The organism is Corallococcus sp. AB045 (genome assembly GCF_003668895.1).
GTDB lineage: Bacteria > Myxococcota > Myxococcia > Myxococcales > Myxococcaceae > Corallococcus > Corallococcus coralloides.
This window is the reverse complement of the sequence record NZ_RAWN01000004.1, coordinates 69721-88219: the sequence shown is the minus strand read 5'-3', so window position 1 is coordinate 88219 and position 18499 is coordinate 69721. Positions and strand designations below refer to the sequence as shown.

At 72.1% G+C, this 18499-nt stretch carries 11 protein-coding genes; 7 read left to right on the top strand and 4 right to left on the bottom strand.

Going from position 1 to position 18499, the window contains the following annotated elements:
* Positions 1 to 16: 16 nt before the first annotated feature.
* From D7Y21_RS01795 to D7Y21_RS01780, 4 genes are read left to right on the top strand one after another with little or no spacing between them, the layout of a single operon-like run.
* Positions 17 to 6427: a methyltransferase domain-containing protein gene (locus D7Y21_RS01795; protein ID WP_233611911.1), complete on the top strand. Its 6411-nt coding sequence runs from the start codon at positions 17 to 19 to the stop codon at positions 6425 to 6427.
* A gap of 24 nt (positions 6428 to 6451) precedes the next feature.
* Complete coding sequence (dapF, locus tag D7Y21_RS01790) at positions 6452 to 7303, top strand: diaminopimelate epimerase (protein WP_120564029.1); 852 nt, start codon at positions 6452 to 6454, stop codon at positions 7301 to 7303.
* A 34-nt stretch (positions 7304 to 7337) separates the two neighbouring features.
* Positions 7338 to 9188, top strand: a complete 1851-nt coding sequence (locus tag D7Y21_RS01785; protein ID WP_120564030.1) for a response regulator — start codon at positions 7338 to 7340, stop codon at positions 9186 to 9188.
* 24 nt (positions 9189 to 9212) lie between these two features.
* Positions 9213 to 10712, top strand: a complete 1500-nt coding sequence (locus D7Y21_RS01780) for a DUF4388 domain-containing protein (RefSeq protein ID WP_120564031.1) — start codon at positions 9213 to 9215, stop codon at positions 10710 to 10712.
* Positions 10713 to 10716: 4 nt separating this feature from the next.
* Here D7Y21_RS01780 and D7Y21_RS01775 read toward each other — a convergent pair whose 3' ends face one another.
* The gene (locus D7Y21_RS01775) at positions 10717 to 12087 is read right to left on the bottom strand and encodes a cytochrome P450 (RefSeq protein ID WP_121710839.1); all 1371 of its coding nucleotides are present in this window, start codon (positions 12085 to 12087) and stop codon (positions 10717 to 10719) included.
* Between the two features lie 133 nt (positions 12088 to 12220).
* On the opposite strand from D7Y21_RS01775, the gene D7Y21_RS01770 reads away from it, so the two are divergent.
* Together D7Y21_RS01770 and D7Y21_RS01765 are read left to right on the top strand one after the other, a co-directional pair.
* Positions 12221 to 13249: an AraC family transcriptional regulator gene (locus D7Y21_RS01770; protein WP_121710837.1), complete on the top strand. Its 1029-nt coding sequence runs from the start codon at positions 12221 to 12223 to the stop codon at positions 13247 to 13249.
* 86 nt (positions 13250 to 13335) lie between these two features.
* Complete coding sequence (locus tag D7Y21_RS01765; protein ID WP_121710835.1) at positions 13336 to 13935, top strand: RNA methyltransferase; 600 nt, start codon at positions 13336 to 13338, stop codon at positions 13933 to 13935.
* 13 nt (positions 13936 to 13948) lie between these two features.
* On the opposite strand, the gene D7Y21_RS01760 is transcribed toward D7Y21_RS01765, so the two are convergent.
* A complete protein-coding gene (locus D7Y21_RS01760) occupies positions 13949 to 14191 on the bottom strand; it encodes a hypothetical protein (protein WP_233591618.1) in 243 nt (80 codons plus the stop codon).
* 142 nt (positions 14192 to 14333) lie between these two features.
* Between D7Y21_RS01760 and D7Y21_RS01755 the strand changes: the two genes are divergently transcribed.
* A complete protein-coding gene (locus D7Y21_RS01755) occupies positions 14334 to 15659 on the top strand; it encodes a tetratricopeptide repeat protein (protein ID WP_120564036.1) in 1326 nt (441 codons plus the stop codon).
* Here D7Y21_RS01755 and D7Y21_RS01750 read toward each other — a convergent pair.
* Complete coding sequence (locus D7Y21_RS01750) at positions 15640 to 16959, bottom strand: pitrilysin family protein (protein WP_121710833.1); 1320 nt, start codon at positions 16957 to 16959, stop codon at positions 15640 to 15642. The genes D7Y21_RS01755 and D7Y21_RS01750 overlap by 20 nt on opposite strands.
* Complete coding sequence (locus D7Y21_RS01745; protein ID WP_120564038.1) at positions 16956 to 18497, bottom strand: HAMP domain-containing sensor histidine kinase; 1542 nt, start codon at positions 18495 to 18497, stop codon at positions 16956 to 16958. Before D7Y21_RS01745 ends, D7Y21_RS01750 begins: the two co-directional genes overlap by 4 nt.
* Between the last annotated feature and the right edge of the window lie 2 nt (positions 18498 to 18499).

Genomic DNA, 18499 nt, shown 5'->3' with positions numbered 1-18499 from the left:
ATCCACCTTTCGTCGCATGGGGCCCAGCGAGCTGTTGCCCCGCTACATCTTCGCGGAGAGCCTGTTCGCGCGGCGACGCGTGCTCGAGGTCGACGCCGTGGCGTCCACGGGCGGCGAGAGCGCGCGCTTCCTGGTGGAGCGTGGCGCTCGCACCGTGGTGGCGTGCGACGCGGACGTGTCCGCGGTGGAGGCGGCGCAGAAGGCCCATGCGCACCCGCAGGTCCGCTACCGCGCCAACGTCTATGACGACCTGGAGGCGGGGAGCTTCGACCTGGTCCTGGTGACGGACCTGGCGCCCTACGTGCGCGCGCCGGAGCTGTTGGCGGAGCTGGCGCGGCTGGTGGCCCGGCAGGGCTTCCTGATGGGCGGCCTGCGCAACATCGCCGGGCTGGCGTTGCCGCAACTGCTGGAGCCGGAAGAGACGGTGCCGCCCACGTACGGGCAGCTGCTGGACGCGCTGACGGCGCACTTCCCCCATGTGGAGGTGGCCACGCAGTCGCCGGTGCTGGGCTATCAGCTCGCGTTCGAGCGGGGCGAAGGGCTGCAGGTGGACGGCTCGCTCGTGCGGCACAGCGAGGCGGCGTACTTCGTGGTGATGGCGGGCCTGGAGCCGGCGCGGGTGGTGGACCCCACGTGGGTGCAGCTGCCGCCGGAGCCGCTGGCCTTCACGCGCGGCAAGCTGGACGAGGTCGCGGCCCGGGCGAAGACGTGGGAGGAGCGGGCAGGGCGGCTGAAGGAAGCGGTGTCGAAGCTTCGCGCGGAGATTGGAGACCGCGAGGCGGAGGTCGTGTCGCTCAAGCCGGCGCTGGAGGGCGCCCGGCAGGACATGGCGCGGCTGACCGCGCAGCTGGAGCAGGCTCGGGGCACGGTGGAGTCCGCGCGCGAGCGGGACGACCTGAGCAGCCGGCTGCGGCGCCGTGAGCTGGAGTTGCAGGTCGCGACGGAGCGGATCGCCGATGCGGACCGGCGGCTGACGGCGCAGCGCCTGGAGGTCGAGGCGGCGCAGCGCGCGCAGGCGGACGCGGGTGTGCAGGTGCTGGCCGCTCAGGAGACGCTGCGGCTGGAGCGGGCGCGGCGCGAGGAGACGGCGGCGACGCTGGACGAGTCGCGCGAGCGGCTGACGCAGGCGTACACGGATTTGCGCGCGCTGCAGGACGAGCTGGGCTCGCTGCGCATCGACCGGGAACGGGACCGGCTGGCGGCGGAGCGCGCTCAGGACGGGGCGGAGGACAAGCGCCGTCAGGCGGAGGCGGCTCGCGAGCGGGAGCTGCGCATCGCGGAGCAGTATTCGACGGCGCTCGCGGCGGTGGAGCACCTGAAGGCGGAGCTGGCGCGCGCGCAGGAGTCGGCGCGGACGGCGGGCGACGCGGTGCCGGTGAAGGATGCGGAGCTGGCGCGAGCGCGCCGGGAGCTCGCCGAGGCCCAGCAGCGGATGCACTCCGCCGAAGGGGCGCGCAAGGACGCGGAGGCGCGGCTCGCGGAGCGCGAGGCGTTGCAGCGCGGCCTGGAGACGGAGCTCACCAGCGCGCGTGAGGCGGAAGCCCGGCTGCGGCAGGAGCTGGAGGGCCGTGCGCAGTCGGAGTCGGCGGCTCGGGCGCTGGCGGCGCGGTTGGAGGAAGAGCTTCACGCGGCCGGGCTGCGCCTGGAGTCGCTGGAGGCGGATCAGAAGCGGGTCGAGTCCGCGCAGCACGTGGCGGGGCAGCGGCTGGCGGCGGCGGAGACGGAGCGCGTCCGCGTGGAGGCCGCGCTCGTCCAGGCCATCGACGCGGAGCGGGGCCAGGCGCAGGCACGGCTGGAGGAGGCGCTGGCCCAGGCTCGCGCCGAGGCCGACGAGCGGGTGACGAACGCGCTGGCCGCCGCGCACGCCGACGCGGATTCGCGGCAGGAGCGCGCGCTGGCGGAGGCCCGCGAGCAGGAGGAGGCGCGGCTCGCGAAGGCGCTGGAGGAGGAGCGGGCTCTCGCGGAGCTCGTGCTGACGGAGGCTCGTGAGCAGGCGGAGGCCCGGCTCGCGCGGACGTTGGAGGAAGAACGGGCTCTCGCGGAGCTCGCGCTGACGGAGGCCCGTGAGCAGGCGGAGGCCCGGCTCGCGCAGTCGCTGGAGGAGGCCCGGTCCGACGCGGAGGCCCGGCTCGCTCGGGCGTTGGAGGAGGCCCGGTCCGACGCGGATGCCCGTGTCGAACGTGCGGCGGCGGATGCGCGCGAAGCGGCTCAGGCGCTGGAGGCGAACCGGTCCGACGCGGATACCCGTGTCGAGCGTGCACTGTCGGATGCGCGCGAGGCGGCTCAGGCGTTGGAAGTGGCTCGGGCCGATGCGGATGCCCGGGTCGAACGCGCGGTCGCGGACGCGGCTCAGGCGCTGGATGCGGCTCGGGCGGATGCGGATGCCCGTGTCGAGCGGGCTCTGGCCGAAGCGCGGGCCGACGCGGATGCTCGGATGGCGAAGGCGCTCGCGGACGCCGCTGCTGAACGGGCCTCGGCCCTGGCGGAGGCGGAGAACCAACGCGAGCAGGCGCTCACCGAGGTCCGTGCCACGGCCTCGGCTCAGCGGAGCCGGCAACTGGCGGATGTCGAGGCACGGACAGCGCAGGCCCTCGCGGAAGCGCGTGCCGAGGCGGAGGCCGAGCGGGCCCAGGCGCTGGCAGAAGCCCGCGCCGAGTCGGAGGCCGAGCGGGTCCGGCAGTTGGAAGAAGCCGAGGTCCGCGCGGCGCGGATGCTCGCGGAGGCGCGTGCCGAGGTCGAAGCCCGCGCGGCCAGCACGCTCGCCGACGCCCGCGCCGAGTCGAGCGGCCAGACGGAGCAGGTGCTCGCCAACGTGCGCGCAGAGGCGGAGGCCCGGCTCGCGGCGGCGGAGGCTCGTGCCGCGGAGGCCCTCGAGGCCGCGGTCGACCAGGTCCGTTCCGAAGCCCGGGACACCCTGGCCCGTGAGGTGTGGGAACACGGGGCCCGGCTCGCGGAGTCGAACCAGGCGCGCGAGACCGCCGAGGCGCGCAACACGGAGCTGGAGGCAACGCTCCGCTCGCTGCGGCAGGAGTTGACCGACGCGGAAGCCCTGGCTGCGCTCATCCAGGAGGACCTGGCTCGGGAGCAGAAGGCCCGGGCCTCGGCGCAGGCGGAGCTCGACGCGGCTCGCGAATCGCTGACCCACGAGCAGGAGCGGGGGGCTCGCTGGGAGGCGTTGCTCGCCGATACCCAGGCGCAGTTGCTGTCGGAGCGCGAGCAGCAGGCCCGTGCACAGGTGGCGCTCGCGAACCTTCAGGAGTCGCTCGACGCGGAGCGGGCCCTTCGCGCACGGCTGGAGGGTTCCGAGTCCTCGTGGAACGAGGCGCAGAGCGCACTGGAAGCGGACCGGCTGCGGCTGGATGCCGCGCTGGGCGTGGCGCGCACGGTCCTGGAGGATGAGCGCTCGCAGCGGGCCCGTTTGGAGACGTCGTTCGCCCAGCTCCAGCAGGACTCCGCTTCGGCGCTGGAAGAGGAGCGTGCCCGGGCTGAAGCCTCGCGGGCTTCGGCACAGGAGGCGCGGACCCAGCTCGAAACGGACCTGTCGGAGGCGCGTGCCGCGCGGCTGTCCACCGAGGCCGCCTTCGAGCAGACGCGCCAGACCCTTTCGGAGGTCCAGGCCTCCTTCGCCGAAGCGCAGCGTACGAACGAAGCCGCGCTGCTGGAGCTGCGGCAGTCGCACGCGGCGTCGGCGGACGAGGCGCGTGGTTACGTCCGGGAGCTGGAAGAGGCTCGCACCGCGCTGTCGGAGGCGAAGCAGTCGCAGACGGCCCTGGATGCGACGGTGCGCGAGCTGCGCGCGGAGCTCACCGAGGCGCGGCGGTCCGAGGTGGAGGCGCTGTCCTCGCTCGATGATGCGCGTACGCAGGAGGCTCGCGACCGCGAGTCGCGCGCGAAGGATGAGGCTGCGCTCAACTCGGAGCTGGAGACCCTGCGCGCGGAGTCCTCGGCCCAGCGCGAGCGCCTGACCGAAGCGGAGCAGGCGCGGGCCGCCGTCCAGGTTCGGCTCGCGGAAGCCGAAGCCCGCCGCGCCGAACTGGAAGCGTCGCTGTCGGACACCGAGTCCCGCTTCGCCGAAGAGGCCACCCGTCTCCCCGCGATGCAGCAGGCCCTCACGGAGGTCGAGGCCCGCCTCGCGACCGAGACCGCGCGAGGGACCACGCTGGAGCAGGCCCTGGCGGAGGCGGAGGCCCGGCATGCCGCCGCGTCCTCGCAACGGGCCGCGCTGGAGCAGTCGCTCGCGGAGGCGGAGTCCCGGCTTGCCTCGGAGTCCACGCGGCGCTCCGAACTGGAAGCGGCGCTCGCGGAGGCGGAGGCACGGCAGGCCGCTGAATCCACGCGGCGTGCCGAGCTGGAGGCATCGCTCTCGGAGGTCGACGTCCGGCAGGCCGCGGAGTCCATCCGCCGCTCCGAACTGGAAGCGTCCATCGCCTCGGCGGAGTCCACGATTGCCGCCGAGTCCGCTCGCCGCTCCGAGCTGGAAGCTTCGTTGAAGGATGCGGAGTCCCGCCTCGCCACCCTGGAGCAGGCCCTATCGGACGCGGAGAAGCGTGCCGCCTCCGAGACGTCGCGCCGGGTCGGACTGGAAGCCTCCCTGACGGAGGTCGAGTTCCGGCTCGCCGCGGAGACCACGAACCTCAGCGCGCTGGAGGATTCGCTCGCGCAGGCGGAGGCCCGGCTCGCGGAGGGTTCGCAGTCGCAGGACGCGGCACGCGAGTCCGAAGCCCGGGCTGCGCGTCTCACGGAGTCCCTGTCCGCGCGCGAACAGGAGCTGCGCGAAGCCAGCGCCCTGCGGGTCTCCATGGAAGCGCAGCTGGAAGGCGCGCTCTCTCGGACCGAGCGGCAGCAGCAGGATCTGGACGAGCTGCGCGAGCAGCTGGGGCAGAAGGAGCAGGAGCTGACGGCCCTGCGCGCGGAGACGGCCCGTTTGGGCGCCGCGCACCAGGAGTTGATGCGCCTGGGCTCCGAGCTGCAACGGGCGCACGCCGCGCTGCATGAGCGGAGCCAGCAGGTCGGCCGGCTGGAAGCGGAGTTGGTGGACGCCAGCGACCGGCTCGCCGCGACACGCGAGCACGCGGAAGTGCTCGTGGTGCAGCTCGAAACCGCGCGCCGCTTCGCGGGCAAGGCCACGAACCTGGAGTCCTCGCTGGAAGGCCTGCGCGCGGAACTGGAAACCGCGCGCGCGGACGCGGCCCGGCTCACGGAGGCCGTCCAGACCGGGAACGAGCGCACCGCCACCCTGGAAGCCCAGCTCGCGGACCTCACCACGCGCGCGGAGCAGGAGCGGACGGATCTGGAAGCCCGGCTCGCCGAAGCCACCGCCCAGTCCGGCACGGAGCAGGCCGAGCTGGAGCTGCGCCTGACCGAAGCGCTCACCAGCGCCGGCACGGACAAGGCCACGCTGGAGCTGCGCCTCAACGAGGCGCTCGCGAGAGCCGGCCTGGAGAAGGCCGAGCTGGAGACGCGCCTCAACGAGCTCCTCGCGAACGCCGGGACCGAGAAGGCCGAGCTGGAGACGCGCCTCAACGAGCTCCTCGCGAACGCCGGGACGGAGAAGGCGGAACTCGAAGCCCGCCTCGCGGAGCTCACCGAACAGGCCCGCGAGGAGAAGTCCTCCATCGAAGCCCAGCTCGCGGAAGCCACTGCCCGCGCCGCCGCGGAGCGGGCCGAACTCGAAGCCCGCATCGCGGACCTCACCGCCCAATCCGACTCCGCGAACGCGGAGCGCGAAGCCCGTCTCGCGGATGCCCAGACGCGCGCCGCCACGGAACAGGCCGAACTCGAAGCCCGCCTCGCCCAGTCCGCCGAACAGACCCGTGAATCCCTCGCCTCCATGGAGGCCCGGCTCGCCACGGCGCTCGAGGACGCGCGGACCGAACAGGCCGCGCTGGAGTCCCGCGTCGCCGCCCTGACCCAGGCCGCCGCCGACGCCGAGGCCCAGGCCCGCCGCGCGGACTCCGAGCGCACCGCCATGGCCTCCGAACGCGAGCGCCTCCAGTCGGACCTGACGGTCGCCCGCGCCGCCCGCGTCCGCCTGGAGGGCCGGACCAACTCCCTGGAGACCGCCGCCGCGGATGCCGCGCGCCTCCTGGACACCGAGCGCGCTGAACGCGACCAGCTCTCCACCCGGATCCGCGAACAGCAGGCCCGGCTGGAAGCGTTGGAGACCGAACGCGAGACCCTGGTCCAGGCCCTGGAGGAATCGAAGTCCGCCGCCGCCCCGCCCCCGGAGGACGTGCTGGAGATGGCCGCGGAGATGGAGGTCCTCCAGGCCCACGTGGAGAAGATGCAGGACCAGCTCGCCACCCGGGAGGCCGAACTGGCCGAGCTGCGCCGCGCCAGTGCCCCCGCCGCCCCCGGGGCCTCGCGCCGGGCCATGCCTGCCCTGGACGTTCCGTCCCCGCCCAAGAAGGTCGGCGAGCGCGAATAAACGCGGGCGTCTACACTTCCCCCCGTGGACGCAAGCGAACGCATCTTCAAGTACCACGGCCTGGGAAACGACTTCGTCGTCCTGGACCGGCGCCGCACGGGCCTGGACATCGGCGCGGAGCAGTCCCGCTGGCTGTGCGACCGGCGCCGGGGCATCGGCGCGGACGGGGTGCTCGCCATCCTCCCGTCGTCCCGCGGCCTTGCCCGCATGGTCGTCCACAACGCCGACGGCAGCATCGCGGAGATGTGCGGCAACGGCCTGCGCTGTGCGGTGAAGTATCTGGTGGACCAATCCGGCCAGCACCCCGCGCTCATCGACGTGGAGACCGGGGCCGGCGTGCTCACCTGCGAGCCCGGCTACGGCGACGGCGGCGTTGTCGGCGTGGACATCTCCATGGGCCCGGCCCGGCTGGTGGCCGCGAACCTGCCCTCCGGGACGACCGGCCAGCCCTTCGTGAGCGCCCCCGTGCCCGGCCATGAAGGCCTGCTCGGCACCGCGGTGAACATGGGCAACCCGCACCTGGTGCTCCTGGACCAGCCCCTGGAAGCCGCCGAGCGCCTGGGCCCCGGCCTGGAGCGGCACCCCGCCTTCCCGGACCGCACCAACGTGGAGTTCGTCCGCGTGGACGAGGACGGCCTCACCGTCGTGGTCTGGGAGCGCGGCTGCGGCCTCACCCAGGCCTGCGGCACGGGGGCGTGTGCGTCCGCCGTGGCGGCCGTGCTGGCGAAGCGCCTGCCCTCGAATGCCTGGCTGCGTGTCACGCTGCCGGGCGGCGACCTGAGAATCCGCGTTCCGGACGACCTGTCCGACATCCGGCTCCGAGGCCCCGTAGCCTTCGTCTTCGAAGGCGTTGTCGTGCTTCCAAGGGCCCGATAGCCTTCGGTTTTCCTCCCTTCTCCCCCCGAGCGCCGTGGCCGGTCCCATCCTCGTCGTCGACGACGACCTGTTCTTCCGACAACTCGCCACGGACTTGCTGTCACGCCGGGGGCACCGCGTGGTGGCGGTGGAGAACGCCACCCTGGCCCTGGAAGAGGTGTCCCGGGCGACGTTCGACCTGGTGCTCACCGACGTGGTGATGCCCGGCGTGGACGGCTTCTCGCTCACCGCGCGCCTGCGCGAACGCGACCCCGAGCAGGAGGTCATCCTCGTCAGCACCCGCGACGACGTGCAGGGCTCGGAGGTCGCGCTGCGCCTGGGCGTGGCGGACTGCCTGGTCAAGCCCGTGGAGGAGTCGGACCTGCTGCTCGCGGTGGACCGCGCCATGGAGCGTGCCCAACTGCGCCACGAGCGCGCTCGGCTCCAGGATGAGAACCTGGAGTTCGCCCGCTTCCACAACCTCCAGCAGCGCTGCCTGGAGCTGCTCTCCCATCCGGATCTGGAGTGGCTCCAGGAGCGCGTCATCGCGGACCTGGGCGCGGTGTGTGACGCGCAGAGCGCCGCGCTGTGGGTGGTGGACGACCGGGGAGACCTGGCGCTGCGCTCGTACCGGGGCCTGCTCGACAAGCAGTTCCTGCCGGAGAAGATGAGCCCGGAGGGGCCGCTGTCCCTGCGTCTGCGCGAAGCCGCTCCGTGGCTCGCGCGCGATGAGCGCTCCCCGGTGCTGTACGTGCCGCTGGTGGCCGCCGGGGAAGTGATGGGCCTGGCGCAGCTGTCCGACCCGCTCACCGGCGACTTCCGCCTGGAGCACACGCGCGACGCGAAGGTGCTGGCGGACTTCGCCGCGGTGGGCGTGAAGAACGGCCGCAAGCTGATGGCGCTCCAGCGCCTGGGCCTGCGCGACCGCGACACCGCCGCGTACAACCTCAGCTACTTCACCGACTACGCGTCCAAGGAGATCTACAAGGCGCGCAGGTACGGGCGCACGTTCTCGCTGCTGACCTTCAGCATCGACAACCTTCCGCTGGTGCGCGTGCGGCTGGGCGCGCAGGACGCGAAGAAGGCCGTGCGCGGCATCATCAAGGCGCTCAGTAAAATCATCCGCGACTCGGACGTCATCGCGAAGGCGAGCGACCAGGAGTTCTACCTCCTCCTGCCGGAGACGGACTTCTTCGGCGCCATGATGTTCGTGCGCCGCGCCGTCGCCGCCGTGCGTGACGAGCCGGAGGTGCAGGACGTGGAGCAGCGCCTGCCGCTGGCGCTTGTCGGTGGCGCCAGCACCTTCCCCAAGGACGGCGAGGACTTCGACGAGCTGGTGCACCGCTGCCGCCGCCGCATGGACGAGCGGCGCGCGTCGCTCCAGCGCCGGCTGATGCTGGACGGGCTGCCGTTCTGGGACGAGGTGGACCTGCTGCTGGGCACGCCCAACAGCCCGCGCCTGCCCACGGACGACCGCGCGGAGCCCAGCCGCCGGGGCAAGGTGGCGGACGTGCTCTTCGACGAGCTCCAGGTGGAGATCGCCCGGGAGCTGGTGCGCGACCCGGGCTCGCGCGGGCTGCTCTACGTGGGCGGCCCGGAGATCCGCGCGGACCTGCCGCTGGCGGTGGGCCTGGAGCAGGCGCCTCCGGACCTGTCGTCTCGCATCTACCTGTTGGGCCGCCGCGTGGACCTGGAGTCGCACGCGGCGCTCACGCCGGTGTTCCTGGAAGGGGACGAACGGGTGGCGCGCCACGAGTTCATCCTCTGGCTGTCGGAGAGTGCGTCGTACGCGCTCATCCAGCGGCGCGGGCGGGGCGCGACGTGGGGTTTCCACACCTCGGACACCGCGGTGGTGGACGGGCTCATCTCCAAGCTGCAGGCCGAATACGACCTGCAGCCCTACTGACGTCACGAAGCGGAGCAAGCGACCTTGGCCCAGGTGCGGAAGATCCTCATCGCCGACCCCGACCTCGACTCGGTGCGCGCCCTGTCTCGGGCGCTGCGCACGAAGGGCTATCAGGTGCACTACGCGCCGGATGGCTCGCGAGCGCTGGAGGTCGCGGTGCTCCGGCACCCGGACCTGACGCTCTTCGACGAGGCGTGCCGGCTGCTGGACGCGCGCACGTTCGTGCAGATTCTTCGCACCAACCCGCGCACGGAAGACATCCCGGTGGTGCTCACCACGTCCAGCCTGGACTCGGACCGGGCGCGGGGCATGCGGGACGGCACGCTGCGCAAGCCCTTCAACCTGGATGAAGTGCTCAGCCGCATCGAGCACATCTTCCGGCGCAACGAAGCGGCCAAGGACCTCAAGAGCGAGCAGCAGGAAATCGAAGGTTCGCTCAGCCAGCTCAGCATCCCGGACCTCATGCAGATATTGGGCATGAACAAGCGCAACGGGCGCCTGTCGCTGGAGCGCGGCGGGGAGCGCGGGGAGATCACCGTCTCCGATGGCCGCACAGTGAACGCGCGGCTCGGGAGGGTGGAAGGGGAGAAGGCGCTGTTCCGGCTCCTGTCGTGGACGGAGGGCAACTTCACCTTCACGCCCGGCACCAGCGCCGCGCGTCCGCGCATCAACCGAGCGATGGACGACGCGCTGCTGGAAGGCATGCGCCAGTCGGACGAGGTGAACCGCCTGTTGCCGGGCCTGCCGCCGCGACACACGCGGCTGATGCTGGCGCCGGAGGTGGACCTGTCCGAGGAGCAGCACCCGGTGACGGCGCAGGTGATGGAGCTGCTGCGCCAGCCGCGAGCGCTGGGCGAGGTCCTGGACCTGGCGCCCGCCACGGACATGGAAGTGCTGGGCGTGCTGTCCACGCTGCTCCAGAAGGGCGTGGCTCGCCCCACGGAGAGCGAAGGTCAGAACCTGGGCGGGGGCGATCTCATCGGCGCGGCGGAGGTGCACGCGCTGCGCGGGCGCCTGTTGCGCACGAGGACGCTGTCGAAGGTGGCGACGGCGAAGGTCTTCGTGTGTGGCAGCGGTTCGTCCGCGGCGCGCCGCATCCTGGCGCGGGTGCCGGGGCTGGAGGCGATGTCGGCGGATCCCACCGCGGTGAAGAGTGGCTTCGGGACGCTGGGTCGCCTGGAGCTGAGTGACGTGTTGAACGTGGACTTCTGCGTGCTGCCGCCCGCGGAGGCCGCGCGCCCGCTGTGGCGTCCATTCAGCGCGGGTTCCATTGGCGCGCTGTTGATGGACAACTCGGAGCCGGCGGTGCGGCTGGCGCACTACCTTGCTTGGGAGGTCCGCATCCCCATCGTGGTGGTGGGCACGGAGGTCCCGGCGCCGCTGCAGGGCGCCCCGGCTGGCGTGATTGCTCCGGGGGAGGACCTCACGGAGGCCCTGCGCGCCATGCTGGTCCAGGCGCTCAACCCCTCGCCCACGCTGCCCGGCGTCACGCAGGTGCAGCGCGCGTCCGTGACGCCCCCGTGAACGCTCAGCTCCGGCGCTCCAGGTACATGGGGAGCGCGCCCTTCGGCCGCAGCGTCAGGTGCGAATCCGGCTCCAGCGTGAAGCCGGGCGCTTCGCGCAGACGGTAGCGCTGGGCCACGGTGGCCAGCACGAGCTGCGCCTCCATCATCGCGAAGCTGTTGCCGATGCACTGCCTTGGCCCGCCACTGAAGGGGAAGTACGCGAAGCGGTGCCGCTTCGCCGCGGCCTCGGGGGCGAAGCGCTCCGGACGGAAGGCCTCCGGCTCCTCCCAGAAGTCCGGGTGGCGCTGCGTGACGTAGGGGCTCACGTCCACTGACGTCCCCTTCGGGATGCGGAAGCCGCCGATGACGTCGTCCTCCTGCACGCTGCGGCTGAAGATGACCGCCGCGGGGTACAGCCGCATCGTCTCCTCCACCACCTGCTTCGTGTACCCGAGCCTCGGCACGTCCTCCACCGTGGGGGCGCGTCCCCCGAGCACCGTGTCCAGCTCCGCGTGCAGCCGGGCCTCCGCCTCCGGGTGCTTCGACAGCAGTCCCCACACCCAGCTCAGCGACGTGGCCGTCGTCTCGTGGCCGGCGAGGAGCATCGTCATCACCTCGGCCCCCAGTTGCTCGTCCGTCATGCCCTCGCCCGTGTCCTCGTCGCGCGCGAGCATCAGCATGGAGAGCAGGTCGCCCGTGTCGTCGCCGCGCTCGCGCCGCGTGGCGATGATGCCCCCCACGGTCCCCAGCAGCGTGGCGCGCGCGTCGCGGAAGGCGCGGTCGTAGCGGGTGGGCAGCACGGGCGGCAGCATGCGGAAGGTGCGGAAGCGCTCGGCGATCTGCTGGCTCAGCTCGGTGAAGGCCGCGCCCACCCGTTCGGTCTGGTCCTCCACGGACGTGCCGAAGAGGGCCTCCCCGACGATGGCCAGCGTCAGCCGCATCATCTCCTCGTTGATGCCCACGGGCGTGCCGTTCGCGGAGGCCGTCTCCCAGCGCTGGAGCAGCCCTTGCGTCTGCCGCACCATCCCCGCGGCCATGCCCGTGATGCGCTGCCGGTGGAAGGCGGGCTGCGCGAGCCGCCGCTGCCGGAGCCAGAAGTCCCCCGTGCTCGTGAGCAGGCCGTTGCCGGTGATCCACCGGCCCATGCGGTACGTGAGGTGGTCCTTCGTGTAGTTCTTCACGTGGTCCTGCAACACGTGCTTCACCGCGTCCGGATGCGCGACCAGGTGCGAGCGCATGGGGCCCAGCCGGTAGCGCACCACGTCACCGTACTGGCGATGGAGTCCTCGCAGGCAGCCCAGGAGGTCGCGGCGCGCGTCGGGCAGGATGCCCATGAGCAGGTGGCCCCTGGGGCCTGGGGGCTGACGGGTGACGGTGGCGGTGGCGGTGGTCATCGGGCGCTTCCTCCTGGAGGGAGGTATCGCGCCCCACACGCCCGGCGTGCATGGTCCCGGGGCGCCAACGCATTGTCCGCGGGCGCCACCGCGCATTGCGAGGCGAGGGGACGTCAGGCCATGCTGTCCCGCGATGCGTCCCCAGACGCTCCAGTCCTCGCTGTTCCGGCCCCTGTTCCAGGTGGGCGCGTCGCTGGGCATTGCCCGTGCGCGGCTGCTCGATGCGGTGGGCGTGGACGAAGCCCTGCTCGCGCGGCCGGACGTGCGGCTTCCCTACGCGGCGCTCCAGCGCGTGTGGACCCTGCTCGTCGAGGTGGGCGGCTCCGAGCCGCTGGCCGTACGGCTCGCGCAGGCGCTGGAGCCCACCCACGTGGGGCTCGTGGGCTATGTGCTGGTCAACAGCCCCGACCTGCGCACGTCCCTCCAGCGCTATTGCCGGATCTACGCGCTGCTGGACCCGCGCACGACGTGGCGCGTCCTCCAACTGCCCGGGATGATGCGCGTGGAGCTGGAGCTGGATCCGCAAGATGCCTGGGCCTCGCGACTGAAGCACCCCGTGGAGGGGCTGCTCGTGTCGATGGTGGCCAGCGGTCGCGCGCTCAGCGGAGAGGACTGGCGCCCCACACGCGTGTGCGTCACGCATCCTCGCCATGCCGCATCCTCGGGCGTGGAGGAGTTCCTCGGCGTTGGCATCGAATACGACGCGAGGGCCAACCTCGTACAGGGCGACGAGGCCGCCGCGAAGCTCCCCATCCGTCACGCGGACATCGAGCTGGGCAACCTGCTCCACGCCCGCGCCGAAGCGGAGCTGGCGCGGGTGGAGGCCCAGGAGGTCCGCTCCTGGCGCGAGCGCGTGGAGGAGGTGCTCGCGGCCCAGCCCCGCACGGGCGACCTCATTCCAGCGGACGTCGCAACGCGGCTCGCGGTGAGTGAGCGCACGCTCCAGCGCCGCCTGCGGGAGGAGGGCGTCACATTCGCGGGCCTGGAGGACGCCGTGCGCCGCGACCGCGCCTTCCATCTCCTGCGCGACGGACAGTTGCCCCACTTCGAGATCGCCTTCCTCCTGGGCTTCAGCGACCCCAGCGCCTTCACCCGCGCCTTCCGCCGCTGGAGCGGGGCGACGCCGGGACAGTGGCAGGTGTCCCAGGCCGCGAAGCCCTGAAGGAGGCAGGCGCCGGAATCCGTCCCTCGCGCGGAATGTTTTCCACATGGGCGCGGCACATGGCCGCACCGGAGAGGGGAACACGGATGATCAAGACGCTGAGGGACGCGGAAGAGCTGGTGCGCACGCGCCACGTCATCACCGAGGTGCCCACCCACGGGCCCACGTCCCTCGTCGAACAGGTCATGGGCGGCAGGCCCACCGGCAGCTGGCGCGACCACGCGAAGGGGCGCCTCGCGTACCGGCTGGGGCGCATGCTGCGCGCGTCGAAGGACGTGCTCGCGGTGCGGCTGGTGGAGGGCAAGGTCGCCTTCGTGGACCCCACGCTCTGGCCCGCCGTCTACCGCGTCGCCATGGAGCCCGCGCGCCGCCGTCCGTCACTCCAGGGCCTGTCCCCGGACGCACGCGCGCTGCTCTCCACCGTGGAGCGGGACAAGCGCGTCCCATTGGACAAGGAAGGCCCGTGGACCAAGGCTCGCGAGGCGCTGGAGGAACGGCTGCTGGTCCACTTCTCCGAAGCGCAGGATGACGACGGGCGCCACGTCGCGGTGCTGCGCTCGTGGCGGGACTGGGCCTCTCCGACGCTCAAGGCGGACGCGGCCCGGCTCTCCTACGCGGACGCCCAGGCGCGGCTCAGGGTCGCGTGCGACGGGGCGCCTACGGGCCTGGGGCCCTGGGTCTTCTAGACGCGCTTCTGCTTCAGGCCGCCTCGTCCAGGATCTCCAGCGCGTCCCGTACACCCGGCAGCCGGGCGAGCAGCTCGTACTCCGCGGGCTGGAGCATGGACACGCGGCGGCCCGCGACGCGCTCCATCCACAGCTCGATGCGGTGGTCTCCGTCCGGGTTGAGCTGGCGGGAGATGCGGGCGCGGCGGCCCTCCTTGTGACAGGCCAGGATGTCCTGCTGGAGGCTGCGCAGACGACGGAACACCTTCAGCGCCATTCGACCCTCGGGGGTGTCGAACGTGTGGAAATGCCGGTTCCGCGACAGCGGCCGGCTGGGATCATGAAGCCTCTCCACGAGGCGGCGCACGAAAGGGTCCATCGACGGAGAAGGATAACATCCGCTACCCTGTCCCTCAGCGATGCCCCATCGATTTTTCCCCCGTCCCTGGACGCTCGTCCTGCTCCTGCCGCTTGCTTGCAAGGACCCGGAGACGGCGGCCGCGCAGAAGCAGGCCGTCCAGGTCCAGAACTCCCTGTCCCAGGGCCGTGAAGCGCTTTCGCAGGGCCAGTACGTCCGCGCCATCTCCGAGCTGCGGAAGGCCGCCAACGCCGCGCCAGAGAGCGTGGAGCCGCTCCTCCTCCTGGCCAAGGCCCACCAGGGCGCCGGCAACCCGGGCGCGGCCATCCTCACGCTCAAGCAGGCGGAGGGCCTCATCCCGGGCACGGACCCCGTCATCCAGAAGCAGCTCTCGGACATGTACATGGGGGAGGGGCAGATTCCCCAGGCCATCTCCACGCTCGTGTCGCTGCGGGACGAGGGCAAGCTGTCCAACGAGGACATCCTGTCGCTGGCCCGCCTCCAGGCGCGGCAGGGGCACCCGGACGAGGCCTTCACCACGCTGGAGCGCATCCTCCGGGAGAACCCGGACGACGCCCCGACGAAGACGGTGGAGGCCGAAATCCTGCTCATGAAGGGCGAGGAGCTGCTCGCGGCGAACCTGATGGACCGCGTGCTCCAGGGCACGCCGAGCTTCACGCCCGCGCGGCTCCTTCGCGCGCGCTTCTTCCTGATGAGCGGCGTCAACGACATGGCGGAAGCGGACCTCCAGTCCGTGCCGCCCGAGGACGCGGACTCCACGGACGTGGTGGCGATGAAGGCCCGCGTGCTCATGGCGCTCGGGCGCCCGGCCGAAGCGGAGGGCGCGCTCCGCAAGCTCTTGGAGGACGACGCGGAGAACGCGGAGGCCGTCGCGTGGCTGGCGGAGATCGTCTGCGCCCAGGGCCGCGCGTCGGAGGCCCAGCAGCTGGTGGACCGCGCGCTGCACCTGCGCCCGCGCTTCGCCCGCGCGCTGTACGTGCGTGGCCGCGTGCTGGAGGAGCAGAGCGACGCGCGCGGGGCGGAGGACAGCTACCGCTTCGCCCTCAAGGCGGAGCCCGCCTTCCCGCCCGCGCTGTCGCGCATGTGGCGGCTGCACCTGAAGGCCGGCCGCAAGCCGGAGGCGCAGGAGGTCCTGGAGCGGCTGGCGGGCCTGAACGAGGCGACCGTGGAGGAGAAGGCCGCGCTCGCGAACCTCTATGCCCAGTTCGAGACGCAGCTGCCGCGCGGCAGGAAGCTCATCGACGAGGCCCTGAAGCGCGAGCCGCACAACCCCGATTACCTGCGCATCCAGAAGGCCATCGACAAGGCGACGCCCAAGAAGAAGAAGGCCCCGACGGGGCCTGTCATCATCCGCGGGCGGCGCTGACGGCGGGCGCGGAGGAGGGCAGCCCCTCCGCGTCCATGACGACCTTCTCCAGCGCCTTGAGCCCCTTGCGCTGGCCCACCGCCACCACGAGCAGGTTCTCCCGGGTGAAGTAGCGCCGGGCCACCTCCCGCACCCGCGCGGCCGTCTGGCGGTCCACCTGATCCGCGCGGTGGCCGAACGTCTCCGGCCGGCGGAAGAGCTCCACGCCGCCGAACCACCCGGCCAGCTCCCCCGGCGAGTCCTGGGAGAACTCCAGCAGCATCCGGTGGCGGCGCTTGGCGCGGTTGAGCTCCTCCTCGCCCGCGTCCTTCTCGCAGAGCTCGGAGAGCACGCGCAGCGACTCCGCCACCACGAGCGACGCCTTCTCCGGCGCGCTGGCAGCCTCAATCTCGAAGAGGCTGAGGTCGTGGTACGTGTCCAGCCCTGCCTGCACCGAGTACGCGAGGCCGCGCTTCTCCACGATTTCGAAGGGCAGCCGCGACGACAGGCCGTCGTCCAAGAGGCGCCGCAGAATCTGGAGCGCGGGGAAGTCCTCGTGCTGCTCCGGCACGGCGCGGAAGGTGAGCTTGAACTCCGTCTGCGACTCGTCGTGGGAGACGAAGTGGAAGTGCGGCCCGGGGCCCAGCGGCGGCGGCGCGCTCTCCGTGGTGGCGCTGCCCGTGGGCAGGTGGGCGAAGGCGCGCTCGGCCAGGGCCAGCACCTCCGAGTGCTTCACGCTGCCCGCGGCGGACACCACCAGGTTGCCGGCCACGTAGTGCCGGGCGAAGTGCTCCAGCACCTGGGCGTGGGTGAGGGCCTTCACGGACTCAGGGGTGCCGGCGATTTTGAGGGACAGTGGGTGGCCGGGGAACAGCAGGCGCTTGGACAGGTTGTCCAGGTCGATGTCGCGCCCCTTGTCGTCCACCTCGTCGAGCATCTCTTCCAGGATGATCTGCCGCTCCACCTCCATGTCGGTGAGGCGGGGGCGGGTGAGCATGTCGCCGATGACGTCCAGGCCCACGCTCAGGTGCGACGGGTGCAGCGGGGTGTAGTAGTAGCCGTGGTCGCGGGTGGTGGCGCCGTTGAGGTTGCCGCCCACCTCCTCCACGGCCGCGTTCATCTTCACCGTGTCCGGCCAGGCCTCGCTTCCCCGGAAGAAGAGGTGCTCCAGGAAGTGGCTGACGCCGTTGTTCTCCACCGACTCATGACGGCTGCCGGTCCTCACGTAGACGGCCAGCAGGGCGGTGTGCAGGTGGGGCGTTTCGACGGTGACGACGCGCAGCCCCGAGGGCAGCACGTCCCGGTACGGTGTAAAGCTCATGCGCGAGGAAGCCTTAACACGAAGGTCGTCCCCTGGCCGGGAATACTCTGGCAGGAGAGCGAGCCCCCGTGGGCCTGGAGGATCTGTTGGCTCACCGCGAGCCCCAGGCCCGTGCCGCCCTCCTTGGTGGTGAAGAAGGGCTCGAAGAGGTGGCGGCGGGCCTCCTCCGTCATGCCGGCGCCGGTGTCCCGCACGGTGACCTCCACGTCCCCTTCACGCGGGACGGTGGCCACGGTGAGCCGTCCCCCGGTGGGCATGGCTTCGCGGCTGTTGCGGAGCAGGTTGAGGAACACCTGCCGCAGCTGGCCCTGGTCCGCGAGCACGCGGGGCGTGCCGGGCGCGAAGTCGCGCACCACCTCCACGCCCGCGCGCACCAGCTCCTCGCGGGTGAAGTCGAGCACGCCGTCCAGCACCGCGATGATGTCCTCCGGCTCCAGGTCCGGCCGGGCGGGGCGGGCCATGCGCAGGTATTGCTCGGTGACGTCGGTGAGGCGGTCCACCTCGTGGGTGACGGCGGAGAGCAGCTCGCGCGCCTCCGTGGCGGTGTCCTGCGAGTCGAAGTTCGCGCTGTCCACCGCGTCCTGGAGCAGCTCCACGTTGAGGCCGATGGAGGACAGCGGGTTGCGCACCTCGTGCACGATTTGAGCGGAGATGCGGCCGACCGCGGCCAGCTGCTCCGCGCGCATCAGCGCTTCCGCCTGCGACTTGAGCTGCGCCTCGCGCGCCTGGAGCGAGCGGGCCATCTGGTCGAACTCGCGTGCGAGCAGCGCGACCTCGTCCTCGCCGCGCACGCCCAGCTGGGCGGAGTAGTCGCCCCGGCCGATGCGGGACACGCCTTCAATCAGCGTGCGCACCGGGCGCAGCGTGCGGGCGGACCACGCGGTGACACCCACGCCCACGCCAATGGCCATGATGGACAGCGCGATGATGGTGAGGCCTGTCCTGCGCTCACGCTCCTCCGCGCCGTCCACGCGCTCGCGGATGCGGTTGGTCAGCGTCGCGCGCAGCACGCGCAGCTCACGGCCGATGGCGCTCTCCAGTTGGCGCAGCTCGGCGGTGGCGCGCGCCACCTCCTGGCTTTCGGGGGACTCGGACGCGAGCGAGGTGAACACGGCCTCCACCGCGTGGCCGTAGGCCTTGGAGTTGCGCGACAGCTCCGCGAAGCGCGAGTCCAGCTCCATCACGAAGGGCACCTCGCCTTCCGGGGCGAAGGTGAGCACCTCGCGGGCCTTGGCGCGGGCGGCCTCCAGGCGCTGGGCCATCTGGGGCGCGTAGTACAGGCTCGCCAGCCGGATGAGCGCGCGGCGCGTCTCCACGCTGTTCTGCTCCAGCACGCGCTCGGTGTCCTTCTCCTGGCTGGTCTGGAAGGTCTCCAGCGCGGCGGCGTCCTGGGACAGTTGGAGGTAGCCCTGGCTGACGAGCCGGATCTCCAGCCGGTTGCGGTGCAGCTCCGCCACGCTGAAGAGGGACACCGCCCCGAACGTCAGCAGCACCAGCGCGTAGCCCAGGAAGATGCGGGTGGCGAGCGAGAGCTTCATGG